Source organism: Nostoc sp. T09 (assembly GCF_002154695.1).
Classification (GTDB): Bacteria; Cyanobacteriota; Cyanobacteriia; order Cyanobacteriales; family Nostocaceae; genus Aulosira.
In genome coordinates this window covers 54,762-77,963 of record NZ_MTAV01000046.1, presented here as the reverse complement: position 1 = coordinate 77,963, position 23,202 = coordinate 54,762, and the positions used below count along the sequence as shown (strand labels likewise).

Below are 23,202 nucleotides of genomic sequence, written 5' to 3'. Positions count from 1 at the left end.
TATGGTTAGACGACTTGCATGATTTTTTACCTGCTTGGACTTTTCAAACAACCTCTAAGACAAGTTAGCAAGTGGCTTGGTGCAAAGCGGCGAATTTTAATTCATCATGACTGCTGGATTTTCAACACAGAAGTCAGGTAACGGGCAAAGTCTAAGATTTTATTTACTGATAAATAAGCTTATACGTATCATTTATCACAGATTTTTTTAACTTTAAATAGTTCTATTGAAGTATTTATTTAACAATTGATAAAAGATAGATTTTAAAAGGGCAATTTTCATTGCTATCTCTAATTGGCCTGTTTTAACAAGCAAATATTATTTTTTGATTTATTAATCATTTAATAATGTTTAGATGCTAGCTACTTATCTGTATAACTATTTTTTGGAAATATGTGAGAAAACCTTAGTTCATTCCAATAACTACTAATAGTTAATCAATTATGTTTTTTCAGGCTAATAAAAATTTATTAGGAGTGCACTGATGACACAGATTAATCGCGAAGAGCTTAACAGATTTATCTATCCTTACAATCGCTATTATGGTTCTTTCACGCCTGAAAGCTTTACCTTTAATGCTAATCTCCAAGAATTTGCTCAGAAAGTTGGTTATATTAGCGTTTTAGAAACAGCAGGAAAACTTTCTCCAGAAGAAGCCTACAGCCAGATTAAGGAACTTTGGAAACAGTTAAAGCAAAGCAAAAAGGAACTGGGGATTGGTCAATAAGTGGCTAACACCTTCTAAAGGTAATTTCCATTCTTATCTGCTGAAACTAATATGGAGATGAGACTATTGAGAAAATGCATGATAAAGACATAAAAAAAGCCAGACAGACCTAAGCTAAAAAACTCGAATCAGAATTTACTACGAATTGCCAGCATATTAAAATAATCGCCTGCGATCGCTCAGTGAATCTAGCTATTTACGAATGTTGGCATTATCGTCAAGGATTGCTGAGTGAGATAGAAGGGTTACCTCCGCAACAAATTGAGGTTAAGCTCTATTTGCGACAAAATGGCAATCAAGTTAATGGCTTTAAAAGTTCTCTCAAGAAAGGAAATTTCCTCGCCTTGGAAATTATAATCCATACTAATTAAATATTTTTTTGTAGCTTTCTCTTGTAACGAGAAAGCTACAAAAATTTTTATGAGTTTTTGCTTAAATATTAAAGTGAGTCTCTAACGCAGGCGCAGCAACGGGAAGGGCTAAAGAAACAAAGCAAAGCCAAGGAGATGAAGAAGATTTAATCTCAGGAACAAGGCAATTCTTTGACAGTAAAAACTATAAAAACAGTAGTGCGATTTCGCCCGTCGTGAGTCTGGTGGTGGGGTGGAATCTAGATTTTTTCAATTGCGATTACAAGCTTCTTGCGATTAACTAAAATCTCTCAAAATTATATGTTTTTGAGAATCAAAACTAATTAACCCCATTTGTTTTAATTTGCTCATAAATCGTGTAATTGTTACTCTATTAGCACAGCAGGCACTAGCAATATCTTCATGAGTCAAACGAGCACTTAGGCGCGTTCCCTCTGGTACAGGTTCACCAATTTCTTGTTTGAGAAATTCCAAAAGATAATGCAAACGCTCTTGTACCTGTCGCTTTCCAGAAATGGCTAACAAAGATTCTGTTTGCTGTAATCGTTGATTTATTTTTGGTAAAAAGTTATGGCTGAGGCTAGGAGAGGCGGCTATCTCTGACACGTGAATTGATACTAACTCCACCTCAGATAGGGCTATTGCTTGGTAAATCTTCAGAGATGTCATACTAGAGCCAAAGATCATTCCTGCTCCTGCCAAGCCTACTAGCACTTCTTCACCTGTTTCACAGAAAGTACTGAGTTTTACCCAACCCTGACAAACATGTAAAATTTGTAGCGGGTTGAGAGAGATATTGTCTCCTTTAGAATATTTATATAAGCGACGATCTCTGATAATGCTGCTGACACTCTTAATTTCTGGCAATTCCCATTGCTTACGTTCAGTAATATTACGTATTATCCACCGTAGAGATATTACCTGACCCTGTTGATTGCGAATAGCTGCCACTGTTAAAGCAGCATCAAATGACTCACCATGACGTTGTTGCAAGTGTACTAACAATTCTGTGTCTCTATCCGACTCCGACAATCGGTTGATTTCGCTACGAACTTGTTGACGTTCTTCCAAGAGGACGAAGTTAGTAATTGGCTTGCCTACTAAAAAGTGCTTGGAAACATTCAGTAATTTAGCTGCCATTTGGTTAGCTTCGTGGATCGTACCTGATGCATTAGTAACTAAATAACCATCTGGTGCTGAGTCGAATAAATCCTGATAACGTATGCGTTCTGTTTCTAAAAAATTTTGCGTTCGGATTAATTCCTCATTTTGCTGATATAGTTCTTCTACTGCTAACTGCAATGTTTTTGAGCTGTTATGAAGTTCCTCAAAAGCTTGTGGTAGCATTTCTGATGGAACCCAAGGCAAGACAGTAGCGGTTTGATATAAATCAGCTAACCGCTTGTGTAAAACTTCCGTGCGTTGGAAAAACAACTCAAGATTCATCTGGGATTATCTCCCTTCTTGTAGAGGTCCATCATAAAAGTAACTATTTGTAGTAGTACAAAACGTCTACCTTGAGAAGTGAAGTTGCGGAAATGAGAATCATCATTAAGCAAACTCGTAGCGATTCTTACCAAGGTTTTTAGCACGGTACATAGCGGTATCTGCCTGTTTAATCAAAGTCTCACTGTCGCGGCTGTTAAGAGGGTAGATACTAATACCAATACTAGCAGAGACTTTAGTAGTATATCCATCTAAAACAATTGGCTCAGTTATAGTACCTAAAATTTTTTCGGCAACTTTAGCAGCTACTTGTACGTTAGGAATTGCCCGTAAAATTACAGTAAATTCATCACCACCTAAGCGAGACACCGTATCACTACCGCGCAAGCAGTTACTGAGCCGTTGTCCAACTGTTACCAAAAGGCGATCGCCAATTTCGTGTCCCAGAGTATCATTTACTTGTTTAAACCCATCTAAATCAATAAATAATAGCCCTAGTAATAAATTGTTATCTTGTGCCCAATATAATGATTCAAGAAGTTTTTCGGTGAAAAATTTCCGATTGGATAAACCAGTTAAGGGATCGTGATATGCCAGAAAACGCAAGTGGTCTTCTTTGCGTTTTAATTCATTGTTAGAACGGTAGAGTTCGGCAGCAGTACGCTTGAGCTGGTCTTCCATTTGCTTACGCTGAGTAATATCTCGAATCACCCCAACTAAAAAGTAATTGCCCGCAGCATCTTTATGGAACGATCGCTTAGTAGCAATTAAATGAGTTGAACCATAAGCATCGGTAAATTCTTCTTCACTTTCCTGGGGCTGCTGAGTCTGGAAAACCTTCTCATCTTGCTGGCGAAATACATCAGCTTCATGTTTAGGGAAAAATTCATAGTCTGATTTTTCAATTAACAATTGATTGGGATAACCGATCAATCGGCAATAAGCCTCATTTAAAACAATCCATTGATGTTGTTCATTTTTCACAAAAATGGGATCAGGAATTGTATTAATAACTTGATGTAAAAACTCTTTAGAGCGTTTCAACTCTTCTTGCATAGAGGCAAGATAATAGGTAATCCAAATAGCTGCACTGCCAAATGTCAGCAGTGAAGGAATCAGAGGTATCCACCAACCAGACAAAAAAGCAATGTAGGCACACAAAGTTAACAACAAGCAAAAAAGTAGAATACTAATAGATATCTTAGTTGGGTGTCGAATTCGCCATGCTGTTGTAGCTCCCAAATAAGACCAGCCAAAAATCCACAAGTATTCCCATAGCTTTGGCCAGACTTGAAGTAAAGGTCGTCCTTCTAAAGCAGCGGCAATTAACTCATTGATAAAATGAGCTTGCAGTTCAATTCCAGCAATGGGTTGTGCTGTACCCATCAACCTGCTGGATTGCGGTATGAAAACAAAATCTTGAAGACTGGGGGCTGTAGAACCAATAAGTACAATGCGATCGCTGAACCATTCTTTTGGTACTCTGTCTGCTAGCACATCCCTCATCGATACTTGGCGGTAGCTACAGGATGCGGCTAATGAACTAGGACAACTTGGTTTGGGGAAGTTGGACAAAATTTGGTAGCCTCTAGCATCAGCGCCTACATAGGCACCATCATTAGCCTGAAATCTAGTAAACACTGCCTGACCCAACTGCAAATACTCAGAGTTGTTGGCTGCGGTTTGAGCAGTAATGCCATATGGCTTCAAATACACTAAAGCCAGCTTCAAAGCAAAACTTTCATGTGCCTGATGATCAATGTGCCAATACAACAAGCTGCGACGTATTTTGCCATCAGGGTCATATAAAACATTATTAAAACCCACTTGATCGAGTTGATTCAGCACTGGCGGAGGTAAAACACTGGCATTTTTATTATTTGCCAGTTGTTCAATGCCAATCAAATTTGGCATCGACTTATAAGCCTTCACCAGATTTTCATAACCAGGCTCCACTGGCAAATCTCGGTATATATCTAACCCAATGGCACGAGGGTTATAAACGTTTAATTTTTGTAACAACTGGGCAATCACATCATCTGGAATTGGCCAAGAACCAACTTGACGCAGAGAAGCTTCATCAATCGCTACAATCGTGATCCGCTCTGCTGGCGGTTCATCTGGACGTAAGCGAAACAATTGATCCAAAGCTGCCAATTCTAAGGATTGGAATAATCCAATAGTCCGTACAAGCAAAATGCAGACTGCAACGCTGGAGGCGGTAATTAATTCCCTGTGTCCTCGACCAAGCGATTTTTTCAGTCCAACTATGAACCGCACAATACGCTTGCCTAGCTGCTTACTCATTCCCATTACCTAGTGGGGAGAAATATTCTTGATTTGCGATCTCTATCAAATACCTGGTGAATATAGCTTATAGGTGAGCTATATTCACTTGCTAGGAATTTCTTCAGATCTGTTGAATTCCTCAAGATTAATCTTGGGTACTCATTATCCAATGAAATGGTAAATTGAAACCTTTACGCCTCATAGCACAAGTTAAGTATAAATAGTGTTTGCTAAGAACAGTAGTCTCTCTATAGGAAGCTTTAAAAGCTGAATATGGGGATAAAATATTTACACAATTGCGTATATTTTATTATATAAAGTATAAAAAACTAGTTATGAAATTAGTAAGTTTACTTAAATTAATTGAGGAATTAAATTTTTTATATCTTTAATTATTCAATGATTACTACCGTAGACGAAATAAGCGCTGAAAATTACTAACTAATAAATAATACATACGATAATAACTGATGTTCTAATTATTTATTACTAAAAATAAAATAGTCAACCGGAAGCAAATTTGCCTCCAGTTGACTATTCAATCTCAGATATCAGCTTAAATTGCTAGAAATCACCTTGCTGAAGCTAATTACTTGAAATATTTGAAGTTACGAGCACCTGTATAATTAGAAACTTTCGCTAGTTCCTCTAAATTTTGAACTCCGCTATAGCTTTTTCCATTAATTATCCAAGTAGGGAAGCCTTCAATTTTGGCAGCTTTACACAGATCTGGTTGCCCTTTGAGTCCATCTGGAGCGCACTCTACCTTAACACTATCGTTAATAATCTTGTAAGCTTCTTTACCAAAGATCAGCTTCTGCTCGTGGCAATGGGGACACCAATAAGCAACATATTCCTTAGCACCTATTTTGACAAGATGATTTGCTAAGGCTATTTCTGCCTCACTGGAAGTAGTAGTGATTTCCCAACCAAATGCTGGGTTAGGTGGAACTTTGGGGGTAAAGCTGATTTGTACTGGTTTACCAGAAGTTGATTCAGGCGTACTACTTAATTGATTGGCATTACTAAAGACTGCTAAAGTGCCAATCAGGGTAATCATCCCAACAATAATGGCAGTGAAAAAGATTTGTCCAACATCCTCCCAAGTACGACCGAGAATCGTCAGTACCAAAAAACTCACAGAGAACAAAGCTGAGGCAATACAGTAAAGACAAACGGCTTTGATTTGAGATGCCAGCAAGTACATTAAGTAGCCACTGAAGATGGACATGGCGATCGCCCCTATTAACAGCAGCCACCAGGTCCAGTTTTCTATTTGTTTACGGCTATTGTTTTCCGCTGATTTTAATGCTAAGGGAGCCAAAGCAAATATCAGCATACTGGTGTAAGCCAAAAACCCAAACAAAGCTAAGGGCTGACCAAACACCGTTGCCCAAGGGCTGGAAAGTACATCATTACAGCCTTTGACACCAGCTTGTGCCACACAAGCTGCACTACCTCCTGTTAACTTTTCGATAGTGAGATAGCCTGTTGTCAAGGCACCAAGTCCGGCGATCGCGGCAATCAATGGACGCGACCATTTATGAATCCAAGGAGTAGAACGACGGCGAATCATAAACTGTGATTGGGAATTAGGAATTGGTTATGGGGCATGGGGAAATGGGCATGAGGCAAAACAGTTCCGAGTTGCGAGTTATGAGTAAACAAGTGAGTAAATCAGTACTAAGTACTCAGCACTCAGCACTCTTGAGGGGCATGGGGTATTGGTTATTTCCCCTTATCCTCCTTGGCTTCCCTGTCCTTCCTATCCCTAATCCCTAGTCCCCAGTCCCAAGTTAAGAACGTATAGTTACTGAGGAAATTGATTTAGTTTCACCTTTAGAGTTCCAACTACGGCGTGCGGCTTCCACAAATTGACTGACGCGAATTGGGTCAATTGGTTGTTCGATCCGACCGTGACGTTTTAGGGAACTGGAAACAATTACACCATCCGCTGCCTGCATCAGTGTACCTATGTTTTCCCAATTAGCCCCACTGCCAATGAATACTGGCGTGCCATTTGCTGCACCACAGGCCAGTTCCAAATCTTCTATGTTAGGTGGGCTACCAGTAGCCCAGCCTGACAAAATTACTGCATCTGCTAAACCCCTTTCGATGGTATCTTTAACAGCAACTGTGAGATTTGGGGAACTTAAAGGGCGAGCGTGCTTGACCAACACGTCGGCCAGAATTTTAACATCACTGCCTAATTCCCGCCGATAGCGGAGTATTTGATGGGCTTCTCCCTCAATTAAACCTTGGTCTGTGGCCATTACCCCTGTGAGGACGTTAACGCGAATAAATTGCGCCCGCACACAACTGGCGATCGCGATTGCACTTTTAGCATCGTTCCGCAAAACATTTAAGCCTACAGGCAAGGTCACCAGATTTTGTATTCGTTGTACCACCACAGTCATGGCACTGACAACCGCTGGATCGACCTGGTTTTTGGTAAAAGGGGCATCGAAAAAATTTTCTACAATAATACCGTCAACCCCACCACTTGCCAGGGCTGTTGCTTCTTGTTCGGCGCGGTCAATCACTGCTTTTAGGCTGCCTCCCCAGCGGGGTGAGGTGGGCAGTGGTAGTAGGTGAACTACCCCAATAATCGGTGTTCGAGTTTTAAATAGCTGATATAAGTCCACGTCTTTAATCCGCTTTGCGGAACCCAGAGTACATCAGTCTAGAATCTAGAATTGATTTGATAATGACTAATGACTAATTGATTTTATGTAGGGTGGATTACCGCCTCCTCCCTAGGGCGGGAATTGCTGTAAAACCTTCCATAAGATATGTTAAGATAAAACTTGACTACAAAGAGGAGTTTGCAACTCACAAGACGCGAGGCAGCTTCCCACGGTTTTAGGTTGCTCACCTGCGCATCTTCGTAGGCAAAGCCTGATCTGAAGGGTAGCATTACTGCTTGATTAGGCATAGTCGCGTTCGCACAGCGTCTCGCAGAGAGCGAGATTTCCCTGAGGGTAGCGACTTCTCACAACCAGCCCTTTGGGCGGCTTCCCGATGGGTAAATTAACAACGCACACGCTACGGTAATGTAAAATACCAACAGGCGAATCGTTAAAAAACATAACAAGTGTCAAATATACCCCAAGACACTCCATTTTACCCTGGGAAAACGGATTAATAAAAGCATCATAACATGACCTTAAACTTGATTAGGGTCATAGGTTTGCGGATGGCGACGGGCAATGGTACCCTTCCACTTGAGTACTGTCCGCATGTGGGTGCAGATGAAAACAGAGGCAAGCAAGCGCTGTATGTGTATGACGACAAGAAAAAAATGGAAAATTTTGGCAAACTATGGGTGACAAGCCAACAATAGCAATTTCTCACCTGGGCTGCGAGAAAAATCGAATTGATACAGAACATATGCTAGGAATGCTTGTCGAAGCAGGCTATGGCGTAGATAGTAATGAAGAGTTAGCAGATTACGTTATTGTCAATACCTGTAGTTTTATTGAAGCAGCAAGAGAAGAATCTGTTAAAACTTTGGTAGAGTTGGCAGAGGCGAATAAAAAAATCGTGATCACTGGCTGTATGGCTCAGCACTTCCAAGAACAATTATTGGAAGAGTTGCCAGAAGCAGTGGCCGTAGTAGGTACAGGCGATTATCACAAAATTGTAAATGTAATTGAGCGGGTAGAACAAGGAGAGCGGGTCAAGCAGGTTAGTATTGAACCAACCTACATTGCCGATGAAACTACACCGCGCTACCGCACTACAACTGAGGGCATAGCTTATCTGCGGGTGGCCGAAGGATGTGATTATCGTTGTGCGTTTTGTATTATTCCTCATTTAAGAGGAAACCAACGATCGCGTACTATTGAATCCATTGTCGCTGAAGCCAAGCAGTTAGCTAGTCAAGGGGTACAAGAGATTATTCTGATTTCCCAAATCACCACTAATTATGGTTTGGATATTTACGGTAAGCCAAAGTTAGCCGAATTACTCCGCGCTTTGGGAGAAGTAGATGTACCGTGGATCAGGATGCACTACGCTTATCCCACCGGACTGACACCTGATGTCATAGCAGCGATCCAAGAAATACCGAATGTCCTTCCCTACTTAGATTTGCCTTTACAACATTCTCATCCGGAAATTCTCCGCGCTATGAACCGTCCCTGGCAAGGGCGGGTAAATGATGGGATTATTGAGCGCATCAAGACGGCGCTACCATCTGCGGTGCTGAGAACAACATTTATTGTTGGTTTCCCTGGAGAAACTCAAGAGCATTTTGAACATCTACTAAAGTTTGTTCAGCGGCACGAATTTGACCATGTTGGCGTTTTCACCTTTTCTCCGGAGGAGGAAACCCCTGCCTACAAACTGCCAAATCAGTTGCCTCAATTCGTGATGGATGAGCGCCGACACCGCCTCATGGAACTCCAACAACCAATTGCTTGGCAAAAGAATCAACAGGAAGTAGGCAAAATTGTTGATGTCCTGATTGAGCAAGAAAATCCTGAAACTGGAGAATTAATTGGTCGTTCTGCAAGATTTGCCCCAGAAATTGATGGGCAGGTCTATGTGGTTGGCAAGGCAAAGTTAGGAACAATCGTGCCAGTAGAAATCCAAAGTGCTGATACATACGACCTCTACGGTCAAATTGTCAATAACTAAGTGGTCATTTGTTGTTTCTCAAATAACCAATGGCTAATCACCGCTCCAAAAATCCAAAATAAAATCTAGGAGAATTGATGAATCTTTCGTTTCAAGAATTAGGCATCTCACAAGAACGCGTTGAGCAACTAGAAAAAATCGGTTTCACCACCCCAACTAATATTCAAACCCAAGCAATTCCCCAATTGCTAGCAGGTCGTGATGTGGTTGGACAATCCCAAACGGGAACCGGCAAAACCGCAGCATTTTCGTTGCCAATTTTAGAACGGCTAGATATTAATCAAAGAGCCGTGCAAGCACTGGTTTTAACTCCAACTCGTGAGTTAGCCATGCAAGTTCACGATGCTATCACCCAATTTATTGGTGATGAAGGATTGCGAGTGTTAGCAATCTACGGAGGTCAATCAATTGACCGCCAAATTTTACAACTCAGACGTGGTGTCCACATGGTTGTGGGTACACCAGGACGGGTAATTGACTTGCTAGATCGCGGCTGTCTCAAACTCGATCAAGTCAAGTGGTTTGTGTTGGATGAAGCCGATGAAATGTTGAGCATGGGCTTTATCGACGATGTGATCAAAATCCTGTCCCAAGCACCCGAAGATCGTCAAACAGCTTTATTCTCAGCCACAATGCCGCCATCGATTCGGCAATTGGTAAACAAGTTTTTGCGATCGCCTGCGACAGTCACCGTCGAACAGCCAAAAGCTGCGCCCAATAAAATTAATCAGGTAGCGTACCTGATACCCCGTCACTGGACAAAAGCTAAAGCTTTACAGCCTATTCTGGAAATGGAAGACCCAGAATCAGCTTTGATATTTGTCCGTACCAGACGCACAGCCGCAGAACTGACAAGTCAACTGCAAGCAGCCGGACACAGTGTCGATGAATACCACGGTGACTTGTCCCAACAAGCCCGGGAACGCTTACTCAGCCGATTCCGCAATCGTCAGGTGCGCTGGGTAGTAGCCACTGACATTGCCGCACGTGGGTTAGATGTAGATCAACTTTCTCATGTGATCAACTACGACTTACCCGATAGCGTAGAAACCTACGTTCACCGCATTGGTCGTACTGGTCGGGCTGGTAAGGAAGGAACAGCAATCTCACTAGTACAACCATTTGAGCGCCGCAAGCAGCAGATATTTGAACGTCATAACCGTCAAAATTGGCAATTACTATCAATTCCCACCAGGGCACAAATTGAAGCGCGGCACATCAATAAATTGCAACAACAGGTAGGAGAAGCATTAACAGGCGAACGCCTAGCTTCATTTTTACCAATAGTCAGCGAATTGATCGAAAAATATGATGCTCAGGCGATTGCAGCTGCGGCATTGCAAATCGCTTACGATCAAACTCGTCCTGCTTGGCTAAGTTCAGACATTGAAATTCCCCAAGAAGAAAATACCCCCAGTCTGAAACCCAAGCTAGTCAAGCGTCGCGATGGTTCTGGCGAGCGCAACCGTTCCTCTTGGAGTAAATCAGACAGCAACATTGGCGAAGATGACAGACGTGGTAGTCCCAAGCCAAAGCTACGGACAGGCCGTCGTGATGCATCTCCTGTTAATCACAAGCTAGGTTCATCTACAGCTAGAGAATCGGCTTCGTAAGTTAAACAAGCCAGTCATCTGCCGGGTTCCCCCGTTGAGTGTAGACACGTTCGCGGAGCGTTGCCGCAGGCTAGCGGCTTGCCGCAGCTAGGGCGGCTTCTCGCAGAGTACTGGCGTTTGGCAGTCAAGAGTCAAGAGTCAAGAGTTAGAATTAACTAGAGTCGGCAAAAAGTTCTCTACTATAACAACTAAGTTGGTGGTGTTTGCTTCACGGTTTTGACTTTTGACTTTGGACTTTTTGACTATTTTTCAAAACATAATAAAGATGGATTGCCTGTAGTCTTATGTTCACCATTAAAGATTAAGCACATCTCCAAACAGGACATCTAGAATGGCAGATGGAATTGGTGGATTGATAGTACCTTGATTATGGGTCCATCAGATTATGTTTCAGAAAAAATTGGTGCGGAATTAATCAAATTCCTAGCTAACTGGGTAGGCACAAGAAAATTAAAGTGAGTTACTGGTTGTAGCGCTGGTTTTATTTAGAAATTAAAACCGCGAAAGCATCTATAACCAAATAAAAGAATCTCCGCGCTTCTGATGTTTCTTTTGTTAGTGCTGATTGGCTCAAAAAAAGTCAACGCGAGTTTGGAGAACTGCTTCCAGGCTTGATGGTAGAAATAAAATCTAAGTCAGATCGCCTTAAACCACTGGCAGAAAAAATTCAGCAATTTTTAGAACTAGGAACTACTGTTAGTATCCTGATTGACCTTAACAGTTTACGGTTTTAACCAAGAAGAAATAATTTTACCAAACGACGATAAACTTACATTGCCAGACTTATTACCTGGTTGAGAACTTACAGTATTAGAACTGTAGGTTTTTGTATTTGATTAAAAAATTTATTAGTTATTACAGCTATTTTCAAGTAAATAAACCACATCTTTTTTGCCTTGCACATAGACGCAAAGGCGCAAAGAAGAACGCTGTAAAGTTTGAGTTAAGAATTTAAACTCAACTCAAACTGACTATTGCCAAAAAAAATCTTACAGCCAAGGGCGAGTGACTTGTTCTAATTCGCTAATTTCAGCGTCGCTCAATCTCCAGCCCAAAGCGCCAGCATTTTGTTTTACTTGTTGGGCTGTCTTCACACCAGCAATGGGAATAACATTACCTTGAGCAATTAACCAATTAAGGGCAACTTGGGCAGGGGTGCAATCGTATTTTTCTCCAAATTGCTGGAGCAAAGATATTACAGGTGAAATTTTTTGTAGCCCTTCTTTATTAAATCGTGGGTCTATCCTTCTAGCACCAGTAGGCGTTTCGCTGCGATCGCTAGTGTATTTGCCTGTGAGTAAACCCTGGGCTAAAGGACTATATGCCAAAATTGTTACACCTAACTCACGAGCCGTGTCGAGAATACCTTGGCTTTCAATTTGGCGAGACAGCAAAGAGTAGCGTACCTGGTTTACAGCCAAAGATACTCCCCTAGCTGCCAAAATCTGCTGTGCTTCTCGCATTTGTGCTGCTGAGTAATTACTCACACCAACTGCGCCAATTCTGCCCCGCTGCACTTCATCTGCTAGGGCGTTCATCAGTGTTTCTTGGCTCAAAAAGAAGGTGAACGGCCAATGGACTTGGTACAGGGCAATTCGGTCTAGTTGTAAGCGCTTGAGACTTTCTGTTAAAGCATCGGAGACTGATTGACCTGTAAAGCGCCACGGTAGAGGTCCAAATTTTGTAGCAATTTGTACAGGTTGCTGTGTTTGTTGCAAAAACTGCCCCAAAAACTCTTCACTGGTTCCTAATCCGTAAATTTCCGCAGTGTCAAAAAAAGTAACACCAGCCTCTAAAGCTGCGGTAAAGGCTTCTTTTAACTGTTCTACGCCGTAGCCATCGCCATAATTCCAAAAAAGTTTATCACCCCATGCCCAAGTCCCAAGGCATAAGGGTGTAACAACAGGTCCATTTTTCCCCAATGTGATGGTTTCCACGTTTGTCAACATTTAATTTTGTTACATTTATTTACATTTCTAGTGTATCGTTACACATTCGGCGCGTAATCAACCGAGGGGAAGGGCATGAGGGGGATGTAGGAGACAAGGAGAGGATAGCAATTAGCAATGCCCAATGACAAATGACAAATGGCAAATGTTATAAACTGGATGAATTTTAGAAAAATAGGGAATCAGCAGGGTTTATCTTGAGTAAATGGGAGAATAAGATTCCAGATAAATAAAGTAGCTATGGCAAGCAGTGACGCATTTGATTCCCCAACCAACTCCCTAGCTTTGCCAAGGGTCAATCTGCTGACCATGTTTAGGCTAGGTTTGTTTCAAATGGGGTTGAGCATGATGTCCATCTTGACTCTGGGGGTACTTAACAGAGTCATGATTCAGGAAATAGCAATTCCAGCAACGCTAGTGTCGTTAGTTCTGGCATTACCAGCATTTGTTTCGCCTTCACGCATCTGGTTTGGTCAGATATCAGATGCAAAGCCAATGTGGGGTTATCATCGTACAGCTTATGTTTGGGCAGGAGCAGCAATATTTGCGATCGCCGCATTTTTAGCCGTACAAGTGATGTGGCAGTTGAATATTGCAGCCAAGAATGCAGGTGCTTGGGCATGGACAACCCAAACCATTGGCTGGACTGCACTTCTGTCCTTAGTTTTTGCTGTCTATGGTCTAGCACTTTGTGCCAGTGGTACCGCCTTTGCTGCTTTGTTGGTGGATGTGTCTGAAGAAGATAACCGATCCAAAGTGGTTGGTGTTGTGTGGTCGATGCTAATGGTAGGAATTATTGTTGGGGCAATTATTAGCTCCAGCTTATTGAAGCAATTAACGCCAGAAGCTAACATTGCGACTTTGCAGACAGCCGTCAATAAGCTGTTTATGATTGTGCCAGCAATTGTATTTGGGCTGGCGATCGCGGCGACATTGGGTGTGGAGAAAAAATATTCCCAATACTCTAGACGTTCTAGAGTAGTGAATCGTGAAGACAGCATCACCTTAAATAAAGCATGGGAAATCTTGACGGCTAGCCCGCAAACAGGCTTGTTTTTCACATTTTTATTAGTGATGACTATCAGCTTGTTTATGCAAGATCCAATTTTGGAACCTTATGCAGGTCAAGTTTTTCGGATGCCTTTGGCTGAAAGTACTAAATTGAATGTTTTTTACGGCACAGGTATACTCATTGCCTACGGCATCACTGGATTTTTGATTGTGCCGCGCTTGGGTAAACGCAAAACTGCACGACTGGGTTGCATATTAGTGGCATTCTCTTCCTTACTACTAGGACTATCAGGATTCTCTGCTAATCCAGCGTTTCTCAAGCTAGGTTTAGTTTTGTTTGGTTTAGCTACTGGTGTATTAACAACGGCAGCAGTTAGCTTGATGCTAGATCTCACAGCTGCTGAAGCCGCCGGTACATTTATTGGAGCATGGGGACTAGCACAGTCTATCTCTAGAGGGTTGGCAGTAGTAATCGGTGGTGCAATTTTAGATACAGGTCGCAAGCTACTACCTAGCTTGGAATTAGCCTATGGACTAGTATTTGTCTTAGAAGCTGTGGGAATATTGGTTTCGATTTGGTTCCTCAATCGGGTGAATGTGAACGAATTTCAAACTAGTACCAAACAAGCGATCGCTTCTGTTTTGGAAAGTGATTTAGATTAAATTGTCATTTGTCATTTGTCAAGACTTATTAGTTATTTCTCCCTTGTCCTCCTTGTCCCCCTTGTCCCATTTCTCCCACATTTCCTTGTCTCCCTTCCCTCATCCCCCCGACTGCTTGGCTTAGAAGCAGCTTTGCGCGAGAATTAATCAATGAATGACTTTTGGAATACAATTCTCGATTTTGCCCAAACCACCACTACCAGAGTGGGTAAGCAGCTAATGCAAGATTTTGGGCGGGTGCAGGCTTTACAAAAAGCAGATGGCAGTTTGGTGACTCAAGCTGATAAATGGGCAGATCAAACAATTCGAGATGCGATCGCTTCTACTTTCCCCGGTTACGGCATTTTAAGCGAAGAAAGCGATCGCGTTTTTCCAGGTACAGAATGGTGCTGGGTAATTGACCCTTTGGACGGTACCACTAACTTTACACGAGGCATTCCCATCTGGACGATTTCGATGGGATTGCTATATCAAGGGACACCAATTTTTGGCTATGTCTACGTGCCTCAACTGAGTCAAACTTTTCATGGTTTTTGGGAAGGTTCGTCTGGTTTAGCAACACCAACTGGGGCCTTTCTTAACCACCACCCCATCCACACAAGTGCTGATGCTCCCAGCAATAATCATTTTTTTAATCTCTGTTCTCGCAGTACGGCAGCTATACAACCAGACTTTCCCTGTAAAATTCGGATGCTAGGTGTAGCTAGCTATAACTTCCTGACAGTGGCAACTGGGGCTACTTTGGGTGGTATTGAAGCCACACCCAAAGTTTGGGATTTGGCAGGCGCTTGGGTAATTGTCCAAGCGGCTGGCGGAACTTGGTTATCTTTAAAATCAGAGCCATTTCCGCTTTTAGCAGGGGAAGATTACAGCGATCGCTCTTTTCCTACCCTTGTTGTCAGCCGTTCAGAATTGGTTCCAGTGTTTACACCGTTTTTAGCACGTGTAAAAATTTAAATAAGTATTAAAATATTTTAGTTACAAAGTATACCAGTATAACCATTGGCAAACAAGGGTTTCATTATATTTAGAGTTGAGTCAATTATGTGCAGCTAATTTATACTGTGTTGACACTCCCATAATGTTGCAGTGGGGCACTGAGTACATAAATAGCCATGTTGTCCAATTTAGATTTGATGCGAGTCTTTGTTTATAGCTCCATCCACAAGCAAGAAGTCTTGCTGTCAAACCCTTTTTTGACGGCGCAAACAGTATATAAAAGTAACCAAGTAATAGCCAAAATAGAAGGTGTTATTGCTACTTCAGAACTCACGGACACAGCATCAGTATTCTCTATTAATGCAACTTCATCCTATTGGGACGTGATCAACGAAGTATTAGCGGACTATAGCTATATTCTCACAGGTGAGATAGATCGTCGGGGTTTCTATGAGTATCGTTACTGCCAAGTACCCAATGGTTATAAGATGCATGGCACTAAATCAGTCTACCTATGGCGAGCTTGGTGGAAATATCGTAAATATGCTTTACAATTAGGAATTCCATTAGAACTGCTGATACGCACACGAGATGCATGGTATCCGATTAGGGATTTAACTATTAGCGACGGACTTTTATATATTAAGACTCTAGGAAATGAGATAGCAGTACATGCAGATGACATAGTAACTTGGCTAAGCAAAACTCAGCCAAATTCCAATAATGCAACCCATACTGCAATTCCTAAGAAAAATAGAGAGTAATTTGATACTTAAATTTTATTTTTTACTGACTTGGCTCAGTAATTATTGCGGTCTCAAATGTAAAATATAGCTGTTACTGCTTTTTAGTTCGACCGCTACCCGTCCTGAATCTTATTGGTCAAATACTAATGAAAGGACTCTGGCTCGAAAACAACCAATTACAATTACGCACAGACATCCCCATCCCGAAACCACCGCCAGGAGAAGCTCTTGTGCGTGTTTTGCGTGCAGGTATTTGTAATACTGACTTAGAACTGCTAAGAGGCTACTATCCCTACAGTGGTATTTTAGGACATGAGTTTGTTGGTGTTGTCGAACAAGGGCCAGAAAACCTACTTAACCAGCGAGTAGTAGGAGAAATTAACGCTGTTTGTGGACATTGTCGATTTTGCCGCAGTAAACAACCGTCTCACTGTGAAAATCGCACTGTGCTTGGTATTGTCAACCGCCACGGAGCATTTGCTGAATATCTCTGTTTGCCGATAGAAAACCTACATCCTGTACCTGAGAATGTGCCAACAGAAGTAGCAACATTTACCGAACCCTTAGCAGCAGCTCTAGAAATTCAGCAACAAGTAGAATTAGGTACCAATGACCGGGTACTGGTAGTGGGCGATGGTAAGCTGGGACAAATAGTGGCACAAACAATAGCTCTCACAGGTTGCGAACTTTTGGTCGTAGGGCGTCATCAAGACAAACTTGCCAACCTAAAGGCACGAGGCATAAAAACGGGTTTAGCCGACACTGTTACAGATAGATTTTTCGATATTTCAGTAGAGTGTACTGGTAATCCCGAGGGATTTGCGATCGCTCGCCGTGCCCTACGTTCTAGAGGCACACTGATACTTAAAAGTACTTATGCTGGTAATCTAAGCCTAGATGCTTCTTCTTTGGTAGTCGACGAAATCACTCTGATTGGTTCCCGTTGTGGTCCTTTTGCACCTGCACTCCAATTACTTGCAACAGAACAAGTGGATGTACAACCCTTAATTCATGCTCGTTATCACCTCAACGAAGGGCTTGCAGCTTTTAAACACGCTCAGAGTCGAGGTGTTTTAAAAGTTTTGTTAGATATTAGTCAATAGTTATTGGTCAGTTGTCATTGGTGAAGAGCCAGTAGTTATTTCTCCTTTGTCTTCCTCATCCCCCTTATCTGTTTAGTAAAACATAGGGTTGGTTTTAGGTTGATAATCAGAACAATTGATAGCCTCTTCTGTGTTAGCGATCGAGGGACGTACTGTGCATTTGAGGCGGTAATCCTCAGTAAAAAATTGGCAGCCAGTACAAGGTATTTGATGCATTTGCTTGGCTTTACTGACACTATCTCGCGCTGCTGACCATAGACTCCAAGCGCAGAGACCGATCACAGACCAAGCAACAACAAAGCAAATAGGGACTAAGAAAAGTTGAATCCCATAAATCAGGGAAGAAATTAGTTCTAACATGGTAGTTTCTGATAAAAATTAAAAATTAGGAGTTAGAAGTAATCTTAACTTCTAACCCCCTACTCTTAACTTCTTGCTCAGGAAGTATAACTTAAACGCCAGCATGACCCAGTGCTAAACCAGTCACAAGCATTCCCAAGACGAGGAAAGGTTGAGCACTGGCTTGGTACTTCACGTCGTTTTTTAAAGGGTCACGCAGGAAATACATATCTTGGAAGGTGATTTGCGGCAAGATTAACAGTACAAGTATTGCTGCATACAAATTCTCATGGATACTAACTAGATAAGCAGCAATTAATCCCTGAAATAAATCAATCATCACTACACATATCCACGCCGCAGTATTAACACCAAACATTACAGGTAGTGACTGTAATCCCAGTTGGCGATCGCCTTCTACACTCTTGAAGTCATTGACAATGGCAATACCTAATCCAGCCAAACTGTAAATTAGGGTGAGAACAACAATTTTCCAATTCAGTTCTCCAAATAAAGCGTGACCTGCCCACCAAGGTAAAGCAATATAGCTTGCTCCCAAGGCATAATTTCCTAACCAGCCGTTTTGCTTCAGTTTCAGTGGTGGTGCTGAATATATATAGGCAATAAAAGTTCCAAAAATAGCCAAACCCGTAACATTAGGGAAGTCATGACCAGCCCACAAATCCAGCACAAAGGCTAAGGCAATACCAGATAACAATAATACAACTATCTGGGTAATTACCTGGGGTACAGAAATGGCTCCAGAGGGAATAGGACGGTAAGGTTCATTAATGGCATCAATTTCGCGATCGTAGAAATCATTTAAGGTTTGGGTGTAACCCGCAAGTAGTGGTCCTGAAAGCAACATACAAGCTGCTGCCTTCAACACATTTTCCAATGTCCAAGTATAGTTCCCAGAAGAAGCAGCACCGCAAACTACGCCCCAAATTAAGGGAATCCAAGTGATCGGCTTCATCAGTTGCAACCGGATTTTCCAAATAGAGGTTTCTCCTGGCGCTGCGCCTTTCATTCCCAGCAGTTGCCTAGTTTTAGCACTGCGATCGGCAATTGCTGTGATTTCTTCACTCGTATTAACTGAGTCTACTGCTTCCGCAGGATTGGAATTTGGAGTAATGGGAGTTGAATCAGACATAAGAACTATTTATGAATTGGGCATTGGGGAGCAAGTGCGTTCTGTCACCAGACTTGTAGACGCGATCGCCGTTAGGCATTGCCACAGGCTAGCAGCTTCCCACACGGTAGCAACTGGCGTCCTTGGGTATGGGGCACTGGGAAGCCAGTGCGTTGCGTGGGGAAAGCGCGTTGTAGACCCCGGAGGGCGGCTTTCCATTCGCTGAAAGCGTTCCCGTACCCCTATGGGAAGCAAGCTACGCATAGCGTCTCCGCTGGAGAAGGGTAGGGTAACAACTGGCGTCATTGGGCATTTGTTATTTCCCCTTGCCCTCCCGATCCCACTACCCAGTCGCCATTACCTATAGCCTAAAACGAAATTATCAAATAACTATTCTGAAACTTCGCCCCAGTAACGGGTTTGCCACTCAAAGAGGGGGGTAGGGAAATATTCCGCCGCTGATCCCCAGCTTCGACTGTCACCTCTGGCCCATACTGAGTGAGTTTGACTTGTTTTTTGTCAAATCCAGGCAAGAATAAGCGTACCTGACGGTTGTGAATATCGATCTCAATGGGTTTGGGAGCTTGTAATGCTTGCTGCGCAAAGTTGGGTAGAGCATCTATTAGCGATTGCCACTCACCACTTGGCACATCAGGAACCACATTAATAGGTAGAGGGGTAAATTCCTCTGTGAGATTGTGGTGACTCTGGGAAGAGACAAGGATAACGCCGCCAACAGTAATACCGACTTGTTGAGCGCTACCCCACAAATAACGGGTGCTTGCTACCTCAATTGGTTCTGGTGTAGTTACCAAAAAGGCAGCAACGCGCTGGGGGTCGGCAAGGGCAGCTTTACCCTGTTCTAGGAGATTATTAACTTGATTAGTAGGTTGTGCGAAGTTATCTGTTGTCCAATTGAAATTGAACAAGGTGCTAATCAGCGGTTGAATCAAGGGCGATTCTGCAATTGTTTTTCCCAAATCAGAGTTAACAAATAATTGCCGAAAGCGCCGGACATACCAGCTAAGAGACTCTGGCAATCCCAACATCCGCAAGGTGGAAGCCTCACCTGTGCCATCATAGACAATCACATCATATTTGCCGCTGGCATCATATTCACGGATCGCATTGAGGGCAAGAGCACTGTCCATCCCCGGCAATACCACCAATTCTTGAGCGTAAACGTCTTTAATGATCGGTGTGCGGAGGTATTGCGCCTCAAGTTTTTTTACTTCTTCCCAATTGCGCTCTAGCAGAACAGATGCTTGAAACTGTACTACTTGCAAATTAGGAGCAACTTCTTGGGGGTCGGAAGTCAGGGTAGTATCCAGCAGGATAGGTAATGCTGGTTCTGCAAGTCCTGCTAGGAGTACGCGCTTGCCTTGGTTAGCTAATAGCTTGGCAGCCGCGATCGCAATTTTGGTACGAGCAATGCCGCCTTTGCCCAAAAATGTCAATATCAGGGTCATTACTTGATTTCCAGTTACCGCCGATGTTGTCAACTCCAACTTAGCACTCGGCAAATCTTCTCAGCTTCCGCCTACTGTACGAGTTTAAGTTCATCTTCAAAAAACCAAGTGGAGAAATTGTCTTCAAATTGCACCACTACACCAACACCGCTAGCATCTGTCATTTTGTAGCCGAGGATAATGCCAACTTGACCTAATCTTTTTACAACAGGGGGAGATACGCGATCGCGCAAACGAAAGACCTTAACCTTCTGTCCGATTTCCATGCCTAGATACAATGCAATAAACCAAGTCTCAGTTTAGCTGAATCCGTGGCTCACCTGTAATAGATTTCAAAAGCAACAGGGGGGATGAGGTGGATGCGGGAAATAACAAAAGGGGACGCGGTGACGAAGTCGGAGTCTTGGACGCCACTTGCTACCCTGCGGGAAGCTGCTTTCCGGGCGTCTACAAACCAGGGAGCCCGTCCAACGTAGTGGCTCCGCTTCCCGTCGAGTCCGAACTTCCGTGAGCGAACCAGTAGCGAAGTACTCCTACAGTGAAGCAAGCTACGCGTAGCGTCTCCGTCAGGATAAGGAGCGTCACCCGAAGCAGGACGCAAAGACACGGAGATTTATTTATGTGTTGCCAGATTTAAGAGAAAGGGTATTAGAACTAGAATGCGGATTGTGGCCAACTTATCAGCAGGCAACAGATTTATGGTTGCGTTGGTATAATGCACAAGGTTCGGTGCCGACGCTGGCAGAACAAACAGAACAGGAACGGCAACGAGCAGAGAGATTGGCAGACTATTGTGCGATCGCCGGGAGTTGCTTCAAATGTCTGTCTTGAAGTGAGTAAAACTTAGCAATTAGACCCTTAGATATTTATATTTTATGAAATTTAGATATAAGTAAAGATAATCATATTGACTTTTTAGAATATATATAGTGATGAAAAGATTGCTCACTTTTGGCTAGAGGACATTAGGAACTAATCGATAACTTAACTAGTCTTGCATGAATAGTAAAATATGCTTATGAGTTTAAACTGTAAGCTAAATTTTTTGCTTGAGATTTATGCGAAAAATTGCGCTCCGATAAGATAAAATTCGCGGTTAGCCTGCCTAGTAATATGTAGTGGTGTTCGGGGATGAAGTTTTCGCTTAAAAGTAATGTAACTTGGTTGCAAGTGCAGCGATACGGGGAATTATTACAAGTTTTAGTAGCCAGGACTTTAAAGGTACGCTATCGTGGCTCCTTCTTGGGTGTTTATTGGTCGATGTTAAACCCTTTAATTATGACGGGGTTGTATACTGCGATTTTTGGAGCAACTTTTGCATCCTATTATGGTAATTCTTTAGTCAACTATGTATTGGCAGCGTTTACAGGACTGATTGTGATCAATTTTTTCTCAGCTTCTACTACTCAGGCATTGACTAGTGTAGTTGGAAATGGCTCACTTCTGAATAAAATTCATTTGCCAGTAAGCATTTTTCCAGTATCGATGATTGCAGCAAATGTGTTTCAGTTTTCAGTGGGAACTTTACCGTTACTTGCAGTGATTACTTTAGTAAAGTCTAAGAGTCTAATAAATGTTTTAGCACTAGGTTTTCCCTTTTTAGCACTAGTTTTAGTTTGTACAGGAGTGGGATTTTTAGTAAGCGCTTTGTACGTTTTTTTTAGAGATCTACCTTACTTTTATGAGTTACTTGTGTTTGTAACTTGGGTCAGTAGTCCTGTATTTTATCCAGCCGCTATTGTTCCACCGCAGGTAAAGCAATTTTTAGGATTAAATCCATTATCACCAATTATTGAAAGTTTACGTCAAATTACTTTATCTGGAAGTTCACCAGACTTAAGTTTAATCTCGTATTCACTATTGAGTGGCATAATTATTTTGTCACTAGGATGGACTTGTTTTCACTTGTGGCGACATCAATTTATGGATTTGCTGTAAATGGAAGTAATTCGTCTGGATCAAGTTTCGCTTTGGCGACGAACGCAAGAAGAGTTTTCTTATGACCTCAAGAAAACTTTGCTATCTATTGTTGAAGGTAAATATCGCAAGTCTGCAAAGAAATTAGTACTGGACAAAATTGATTTTGTTGTTGAACAGGGAGAAAAAGTAGGTATTATAGGAGCAAATGGCTCTGGTAAATCAACCCTGTTGAAAATAATTTCTGGAATTCTTAAATCAACAAGTGGAACAGTACGGGTAAGAGGAAAAATTGCTCCGTTGATTGAACTGGGAGCAGGATTTGATCCTGAAATTTCTGTTAGGGATAATATTTTACTGTATGGTGTGTTACTGGGATTTTCTCAGGATGAAATGAGAAAAAGAACACAGTCAATTTTGGAATTTGCAGAATTGCAGGACTATATATTAGTACCAGTTAAGGGTTTATCTTCGGGGATGGTAGCACGCTTGGGATTTGCTATTGCTACAGAAATACAACCAGATATCTTAATTTTGGATGAGGTGTTATCAGTAGGTGATGAAAGTTTTAGGAGTAAGTGCAAACAAAGAATAGATAAGTTTTGGAATTGTGATGCGACAGTTTTAGTAGTTTCTCATGATTTAGGTTTTATCAAGCAGTCTTGTCAACGAGCAATTTGGCTAGATAGAGGTACAATTCGCACTACTGGCAAAGCTAGTGAAGTAGTCGATTGTTATTTAAAATCAGTGTAAATATTGAGCTTGTTTTTTATAAACTGGTATCTTGTCAATTGCTGGCTAAGCATTAATAGCTTGGTTATTTATCTATTGCTGCAAGGCTCAAATC

Annotated in this window: 21 protein-coding genes and 1 pseudogene; 12 read left to right on the top strand and 10 right to left on the bottom strand. The window is 42.1% G+C overall.

Annotation, left to right across the window (positions count from 1 at the left end; translation table 11 throughout):
- The first annotated feature begins 484 nt into the window (after positions 1–484).
- Both BV372_RS11850 and BV372_RS11845 read left to right on the top strand, forming a co-directional pair.
- A complete protein-coding gene (locus BV372_RS11850; protein ID WP_086686705.1) occupies positions 485–727 on the top strand; it encodes a hypothetical protein in 243 nt (80 codons plus the stop codon).
- A 182-nt stretch (positions 728–909) separates the two neighbouring features.
- The gene (locus BV372_RS11845; RefSeq protein ID WP_086686704.1) at positions 910–1,098 is read left to right on the top strand and encodes a hypothetical protein; all 189 of its coding nucleotides are present in this window, start codon (positions 910–912) and stop codon (positions 1,096–1,098) included.
- 276 nt (positions 1,099–1,374) lie between these two features.
- Here the strand turns inward: BV372_RS11845 and BV372_RS11840 are convergent, their stop codons facing one another.
- The 4 genes from BV372_RS11840 to btpA form a co-directional block, all read right to left on the bottom strand.
- Positions 1,375–2,544: a PAS domain S-box protein gene (locus tag BV372_RS11840; protein WP_086686703.1), complete on the bottom strand. Its 1,170-nt coding sequence runs from the start codon at positions 2,542–2,544 to the stop codon at positions 1,375–1,377.
- A 105-nt stretch (positions 2,545–2,649) separates the two neighbouring features.
- Entirely contained in the window at positions 2,650–4,851 is a 2,202-nt protein-coding gene (locus BV372_RS11835) for a CHASE2 domain-containing protein (protein ID WP_086686708.1), read from the bottom strand.
- Between the two features lie 571 nt (positions 4,852–5,422).
- A complete protein-coding gene (locus BV372_RS11830) occupies positions 5,423–6,409 on the bottom strand; it encodes a vitamin K epoxide reductase family protein (protein ID WP_086686702.1) in 987 nt (328 codons plus the stop codon).
- 220 nt (positions 6,410–6,629) lie between these two features.
- Positions 6,630–7,478: a photosystem I biogenesis protein BtpA gene (gene btpA / locus BV372_RS11825; protein WP_086686701.1), complete on the bottom strand. Its 849-nt coding sequence runs from the start codon at positions 7,476–7,478 to the stop codon at positions 6,630–6,632.
- A 676-nt stretch (positions 7,479–8,154) separates the two neighbouring features.
- Here btpA and rimO point away from each other — a divergent pair.
- From rimO to BV372_RS37545, 3 genes and pseudogenes are all read left to right on the top strand, one after another.
- Positions 8,155–9,474: a 30S ribosomal protein S12 methylthiotransferase RimO gene (rimO, locus tag BV372_RS11815; protein WP_086686699.1), complete on the top strand. Its 1,320-nt coding sequence runs from the start codon at positions 8,155–8,157 to the stop codon at positions 9,472–9,474.
- A 77-nt stretch (positions 9,475–9,551) separates the two neighbouring features.
- Positions 9,552–11,087, top strand: a complete 1,536-nt coding sequence (locus BV372_RS11810; RefSeq protein WP_086686698.1) for a DEAD/DEAH box helicase — start codon at positions 9,552–9,554, stop codon at positions 11,085–11,087.
- Positions 11,088–11,680: 593 nt separating this feature from the next.
- Positions 11,681–11,821 (top strand): annotated as a pseudogene (locus BV372_RS37545) (Uma2 family endonuclease); the annotation flags it as partial.
- 255 nt (positions 11,822–12,076) lie between these two features.
- Here BV372_RS37545 and BV372_RS11800 read toward each other — a convergent pair.
- Complete coding sequence (locus BV372_RS11800) at positions 12,077–13,024, bottom strand: aldo/keto reductase (protein WP_086686707.1); 948 nt, start codon at positions 13,022–13,024, stop codon at positions 12,077–12,079.
- A gap of 252 nt (positions 13,025–13,276) precedes the next feature.
- On the opposite strand from BV372_RS11800, the gene BV372_RS11795 reads away from it, so the two are divergent.
- From BV372_RS11795 to BV372_RS11780, 4 genes are all read left to right on the top strand, one after another.
- Entirely contained in the window at positions 13,277–14,710 is a 1,434-nt protein-coding gene (locus BV372_RS11795) for a BCD family MFS transporter (protein WP_086686697.1), read from the top strand.
- 150 nt (positions 14,711–14,860) lie between these two features.
- Positions 14,861–15,667, top strand: coding sequence for an inositol monophosphatase family protein (locus tag BV372_RS11790; protein WP_086686696.1), 807 nt, complete (start codon positions 14,861–14,863; stop codon positions 15,665–15,667).
- 158 nt (positions 15,668–15,825) lie between these two features.
- Positions 15,826–16,413 carry a hypothetical protein gene (locus BV372_RS11785; RefSeq protein ID WP_086686695.1) on the top strand — a complete coding sequence of 196 codons (588 nt, stop codon included), beginning with the start codon at positions 15,826–15,828 and terminating at the stop codon, positions 16,411–16,413.
- A 128-nt stretch (positions 16,414–16,541) separates the two neighbouring features.
- Positions 16,542–17,498 (top strand): alcohol dehydrogenase catalytic domain-containing protein, encoded by a 957-nt coding sequence (locus BV372_RS11780; RefSeq protein ID WP_086686694.1) that lies wholly within the window; start codon positions 16,542–16,544, stop codon positions 17,496–17,498.
- A 72-nt stretch (positions 17,499–17,570) separates the two neighbouring features.
- On the opposite strand, the gene BV372_RS11775 is transcribed toward BV372_RS11780, so the two are convergent.
- From BV372_RS11775 to BV372_RS11760, 5 genes are all read right to left on the bottom strand, one after another.
- A complete protein-coding gene (locus BV372_RS11775) occupies positions 17,571–17,858 on the bottom strand; it encodes a hypothetical protein (protein ID WP_086686693.1) in 288 nt (95 codons plus the stop codon).
- A 91-nt stretch (positions 17,859–17,949) separates the two neighbouring features.
- A complete protein-coding gene (gene chlG, locus BV372_RS11770) occupies positions 17,950–18,990 on the bottom strand; it encodes a chlorophyll synthase ChlG (RefSeq protein ID WP_086686692.1) in 1,041 nt (346 codons plus the stop codon).
- Positions 18,991–18,999: 9 nt separating this feature from the next.
- Entirely contained in the window at positions 19,000–19,275 is a 276-nt protein-coding gene (locus BV372_RS35155; protein WP_143845070.1) for a hypothetical protein, read from the bottom strand.
- Positions 19,276–19,337: 62 nt separating this feature from the next.
- Positions 19,338–20,438 (bottom strand): ArsA family ATPase, encoded by a 1,101-nt coding sequence (locus BV372_RS11765; RefSeq protein WP_086686691.1) that lies wholly within the window; start codon positions 20,436–20,438, stop codon positions 19,338–19,340.
- Between the two features lie 71 nt (positions 20,439–20,509).
- On the bottom strand, positions 20,510–20,704 hold the full coding sequence (locus tag BV372_RS11760) for a DUF2862 domain-containing protein (RefSeq protein ID WP_086686690.1): 195 nt from the start codon (positions 20,702–20,704) through the stop codon (positions 20,510–20,512).
- Between the two features lie 355 nt (positions 20,705–21,059).
- On the opposite strand from BV372_RS11760, the gene BV372_RS11755 reads away from it, so the two are divergent.
- From BV372_RS11755 to BV372_RS11745, 3 genes are all read left to right on the top strand, one after another.
- Positions 21,060–21,269 carry a hypothetical protein gene (locus tag BV372_RS11755; RefSeq protein WP_179198058.1) on the top strand — a complete coding sequence of 70 codons (210 nt, stop codon included), beginning with the start codon at positions 21,060–21,062 and terminating at the stop codon, positions 21,267–21,269.
- Between the two features lie 300 nt (positions 21,270–21,569).
- Positions 21,570–22,376 (top strand): ABC transporter permease, encoded by an 807-nt coding sequence (locus tag BV372_RS11750; protein ID WP_086686689.1) that lies wholly within the window; start codon positions 21,570–21,572, stop codon positions 22,374–22,376.
- Complete coding sequence (locus tag BV372_RS11745; protein ID WP_086686688.1) at positions 22,377–23,108, top strand: ABC transporter ATP-binding protein; 732 nt, start codon at positions 22,377–22,379, stop codon at positions 23,106–23,108.
- Positions 23,109–23,202 lie beyond the last annotated feature (94 nt).